General features: G+C 59.8%; 1 protein-coding gene and 5 pseudogenes. 1 reads left to right on the top strand and 5 read right to left on the bottom strand.

The genetic code is table 11. The features are described 5' to 3' along the window. The 5 pseudogenes from DQ405_RS27725 to DQ405_RS23935 form a co-directional block, all read right to left on the bottom strand. Window positions 1-162: pseudogene (locus DQ405_RS27725) on the bottom strand (glycogen synthase); the annotation flags it as partial. Beyond that, window positions 143-833, bottom strand: a pseudogene (locus DQ405_RS23950) (ABC transporter permease). The pseudogenes DQ405_RS27725 and DQ405_RS23950, both read right to left, overlap by 20 nt. 38 nt (window positions 834-871) lie before the next feature. Continuing rightward, window positions 872-1566: pseudogene (locus DQ405_RS23945) on the bottom strand (ABC transporter permease). A gap of 75 nt (window positions 1567-1641) precedes the next feature. Further along, a pseudogene (locus tag DQ405_RS23940) lies at window positions 1642-2392 on the bottom strand (ABC transporter substrate-binding protein). Between the two features lie 13 nt (window positions 2393-2405). After that, a pseudogene (locus DQ405_RS23935) lies at window positions 2406-3181 on the bottom strand (ABC transporter ATP-binding protein). Window positions 3182-3738: 557 nt separating this feature from the next. On the opposite strand from DQ405_RS23935, the gene gabP reads away from it, so the two are divergent. Then, window positions 3739-5072: GABA permease (gene gabP, locus DQ405_RS23930; RefSeq protein WP_168426332.1), on the top strand; the 1334-nt coding region annotated here is incomplete at its 3' end.

Below are 5072 nucleotides of genomic sequence, written 5' to 3'. Positions count from 1 at the left end.
TTCGGCCAGCGAGCGCTGACGCAACCACCGGGATAATTCCGGATGCTCGGTTTCCCAGGGCAACTGCAACTGGGTAAAGGGCCGTGGTCGCCACAGCCCTTGGTGCTCGATCAGGAATGCATCCAGTGCCTGGAAGCGTGCCTCAACGTCCTTGGCACGCATCGACGCGCAGCCATTTTTCCAGCAGTTTGAAGCCGCGCACCAGCACGTAGGCCATCAGCAGGTAGAACAACCCCGCAGCGAAGAAAATCTCCACCGGCAGGTAGGTGCGGGCAATGATGGTGCGCGCCATGCCGGTCAGTTCCAGCAGGGTCACGGTGCTGGCCAGGGCGCTGGCCTTGAGCATAAGGATCACTTCGTTGCTGTAGGCCGGCAGGCCGATGCGCGAGGCGCGGGGCAGGATGATGTAGAAACAGCGTTTTCGGTTTGGACATGCCCAATGCCCGCGCTGCTTCGATCTCCCCCGGCGGGATGGCCTGGATCGCACCGCGCAGGATCTCGGCGATATAGGCGGCGGTGTGCAGGGTCATAGTGGCGGTGGCGCACCAGAACGGGTCGCGCAGGTACGGCCACATGAAGCTGTTGCGCACGGCGTCGAACTGCGCCAGGCCGTAATACACCAGGAACAACTGCACCAGCAGCGGCGTGCCACGGAAGAAGAAAATGTAGCCGTAGGGCAGGGCGCTCACGTACCAGCGGCGCGAAGAGCGGGCGATGCCCAGAGGGATCGCCAGCAGCAGACCGGCGATCACGGCGATTGCCACCAGCTCCAGGGTCAAGGTTGCGCCCTGGGCCAACTTCGGCAGCCACTTGATGATCACGGCCCAGTTCAGGCCCAGGTCAAAGTGCGATAGCCAGCTGTAGTCGCCGCTCATTGGGTGCTCCTTGCAAAGCCGCGGGCGGCGCGTTTTTCCAGGAAGTGCATGCTGGTCATCGCCAGTACGGTCAGGCCCAGGTACATGAACGCCGCGACCATGAAGAAGGTGAAGGGTTGCTTGGTCACGGTCACGCCGATCTGCGCGTGGCGCATGATTTCTTCCAGGCCGATCACCGACACCAGCGCGGTGTCTTTCATCAGGATCATGAACAGGTTACCCAGGCCCGGCAGGGCGATACGCCACATTTGCGGCATGATCAGCCGGGTGAAAATCCGAAACTTCGACAGCCCCAACGCCACACCGGCTTCGCGGTGGCCCTTGGGAATGGCGAGGATCGCGCCGCGGAACACTTCCGTTGCGTAGGCGCCGAAGCACAGGCCCAGGGCGATGACGCCGGCGGCGAAGGCGCTCAGGGACAAGTCTGGGTTGCCGAAGAACTCACCCAGGGCACGCATCAGATTGACGGTGCCGAAGTAAATCAGCAGCACCCACAGTAATTCGGGAATACCGCGAACGATGGTCGAATACGCACCGCCCAGCCATTGCAGCGGCTTGTACGGCGAAGTCTTGGCCAAGCGCCGGCAAGGCCGAGCACCAGCCCCAGGCACAGGGCCGTGAGCGCCAGTTTGACGGTCATCAGCGCGCCGGCGGCGAGCGCCGGGCCGAATCCGTAGAGATCGAAATTCATGGTGTTTTCATATCGCGGCAGGCATTGCTAAAAAGCCAGCGCGCTCGCAGGAGCGCGCCGGGCAGGCCGTTCAGATCATTCGATGCTGAACGGGAAGTACTTGTCGTTGATCTTTTTGTAGGTGCCGTCTGCCTTGATCTCTGCCAGGGCTTTGTTCAGGCGCTCGCGCAGCGGGTCGCCCTTGCGTACGGCGATACCGATCTTGTCGCTTTCTACCACCGGGTCGCCTTTGAATTCATAGGCCGAACCGTCTTTGCTCTTGAGCCATTCGTACTGCACGTACTTGTCAGCCAGGATGCCGTCGAGGCGACCGGAGGTCAGGTCGAGGTAGGCGTTTTCCTGTGTGTCGTAGAGCTTGGCTTCGGTGTCCGGCAGCTTGTCTTCCAGGTAGGTACCGGCCAGCGTTGCGCGCTGTGCACCGATCACCTTGCCTTTGAGGTAAGTGGCGTCGGTCTTGAAATCCGCAGTGGCTTTGGGCGCAATGAACTGCAGCTTGTTGGAATAGTACGGGTCGGTGAAGTCCACCGCCTGCTTGCGCTCGTCGGTGATCGACAGCGAGGACACCAGGAAGTCGAACTTCTTGGCGTTCAGGGCCGGGATGATGCCGTCCCAGTCGGACACATACACTTCGCACTTTTCGACTTTCATCTTGGCGCACAGGCGTCGCCGATGTCCTTGTCGAAGCCGACAACGTTACCGCTGGCGTCTTTATTGTTGAACGGCGGGTAGGCCGCTTCGATCCCCATTTTCAAGGTTTCTGCCATGGCCGTGGCGCTGAACGCCATCGAGACGCCGCGGCCAGAAGGAATTTCTTATAGGTCTGCATGCATGTTGCTCCGTTAGCGGTTGCTGGACATGAATTGTTTGCAGCGCGCCGAAAGCGGGTTTTCAAACACCTGCTGTGGCGATCCTTGCTCTTCGACCAGGCCCTGGTGCAAAAACACCACTTCGCTGGATACCTGACGGGCGAAGCCCATTTCGTGGGTGACCAGCAGCATGGTGCGGCCTTCTTCGGCCAGTGCGCGGATCACATTAAGTACTTCCTGAACCATTTCCGGGTCAAGCGCCGACGTCGGCTCATCGAACAGGATGACTTTAGGTTGCATCGCCAGGGTGCGGGCAATCGCCGCCCGCTGTTGCTGGCCGCCGGAGAGTTGCGCAGGGTAAGCGTGGCGCTTGTCGGCAATACCGACCTTGGCCAGCAGGGCCTCGGCCACTTCTATGGCTTCTGCCTTGCTTTGGCCGAGCACGCGACGAGGGGCCTCGATGATGTTGTCGAGGATGCTCATGTGCGGCCACAGGTTAAAGTTTTGAAAACACAAACCCGATTTCGCTGCGCAGGCGGTTGATCTGCTTGCCGTCGGCGGCCATCAGTTCGCCGTTTTTTCGCGGCCTTGAGCTTGAGTTCTTCGCCGGCCACCAGGATCTGGCCCTGGTGCGGGTTTTCCAGCAGGTTGATGCAGCGCAGGAAGGTGGACTTGCCGGAACCGGAGGAACCCAGGATCGAGATCACATCGCCGTCGCGAGCGGTCAGCGAGATACCCTTGAGTACCTCAAGCTCACCATAGCGTTTGTGCAAGTTGCGGATTTCAAGCGCGGGCGTGGCCTCGGCCATGTGCGGTCCTCATTGTGTTCGTTGCGATCTTCGCTGTTGGGCCGCCTTCCTGGCGAGGCGCCAAGCTAGCATAGCGTTTGGATGACAGCCAACAGCGCTGCGGACGGTTAACCGATGGTCTGCGGCAGGGTGTCGCATCGGCGCAGTAGCGTGTCGCGCCATCAACAACCTACAGACGTTTTGAACCGGAAAGATCCACAGGCTTCGCGTAAAAAAGGGCGCGATGGTGCCAGCTTTGGCCGGGTGTTGGAAGGGTTAACCGGGCAAACGGTCCATATCAGCCCGTTTATGGGGCGTCACGTACTTTTTGTGTGTGTTTTTGGTGCGTCGGATTGGCTGGAAGGTGAGTCGCACGGTAACGCTATAGCGGAATGCCATGATTCTCAATGACTTGCGAGTGCTGACGAATTATCCTACAGCCCGCGTCAACTGCGGCTCTGTTACATTTTGGCGCAAATCTTGCGTAAAAAATAAAGAACGCCCTGTTGGATTCTTTTCACGAGAAAGGCTGCAGGCCGGGCGAACCGTTTTCGCAATTCCTACGCAAAGGTGTGTCAATGAGTAGTACGCAAAGCTCCAATGACCTCGAACAGGGGCTCAAACCGCGGCACGTCACCATGCTGTCGATTGCCGGCGTCATCGGCGCCGGTTTGTTTGTCGGCTCCGGCCATGCGATCGCTGCTGCCGGCCCGGCTGTACTGTTGGCCTATGCAGCCGCCGGTACACTGGTGGTCTTGGTAATGCGCATGCTGGCCGAGATGGCCGTTGCGTCACCCGATACCGGTTCGTTCTCTACCTATGCCGACCGGGCAATCGGCCACTGGGCCGGTTTCACCATTGGCTGGCTCTACTGGTGGTTCTGGGTGCTGGTGATTCCGTTGGAGGCCAACGCAGCGGCGACCATCCTGCACGCCTGGTTCCCCGACGTGGCGATTTGGGCGTTTACCCTAATCATTACGTTGTTGCTGACTGCAACCAACCTGTTCAGTGTGAAGAACTACGGTGAGTTCGAGTTCTGGTTTGCGCTGATCAAGGTCGTGGCGATCGTCGGCTTTGTGATCCTCGGCCTGGCCGCGATCTTCGGCTTCTTGCCCACCAGCCAGGTCAGCGGTGTTTCGCACTTGTTCGATACCCAAGGGTTCATGCCCAACGGCATGGGCGCGGTGTTGGCGGCGATCTTGACCACCATGTTCTCGTTCATGGGCACTGAGATTGTCACCATTGCTGCCGCCGAATCGAAGAACCCTGGCCAGCAAATCACCAAGGCCACCAATTCGGTGATCTGGCGGATTGGTTTGTTCTACCTGTTGTCGATCTTCATCGTGGTCTCCCTGGTGCCTTGGAACGATCCGACCTTGGCTGCCGTAGGTTCCTACCAGACTGTGCTGGAACGCATGGGCATTCCGAACGCCAAGCTGATTGTCGACCTGGTGGTGCTGGTTGCCGTGACCAGCTGCCTCAACTCGGCGCTGTACACCGCGTCGCGCATGCTGTTCTCCCTGGGCCGTCGCGGTGACGCACCGGCCGTGGCCAAGCGTACCAACAAGAGCGGCACGCCTTACTGGGCAGTGTTGCTGTCTACCGGCGCTGCGTTCCTGGCGGTATTTGCCAACTACGTCGCCCCGGCAGCCGTGTTCGAATTCCTGCTGGCCAGCTCCGGCGCCATTGCGTTGCTGGTGTACCTGGTGATTGCCGTGTCGCAACTGCGCATGCGTCAGAAGCGTGCGGCGGCGGGCGAGAAGATCGTGTTCAAGATGTGGTTGTTTCCTGGCCTGACGTACGCGGTGATGGTGTTTATCGTCGGTACGTTGACCATCATGCTGTTCCAGGAAGCGCACCGGGTCGAGATCATCGCCACCGGGATTCTGAGCTTGCTGGTGGTGTTGGCGGG

This window comes from Pseudomonas sp. SST3, from assembly GCF_003325755.1.
Note: the sequence above shows the minus strand (reverse complement) of the source record. Positions and strands in the feature narration are given on the sequence as shown.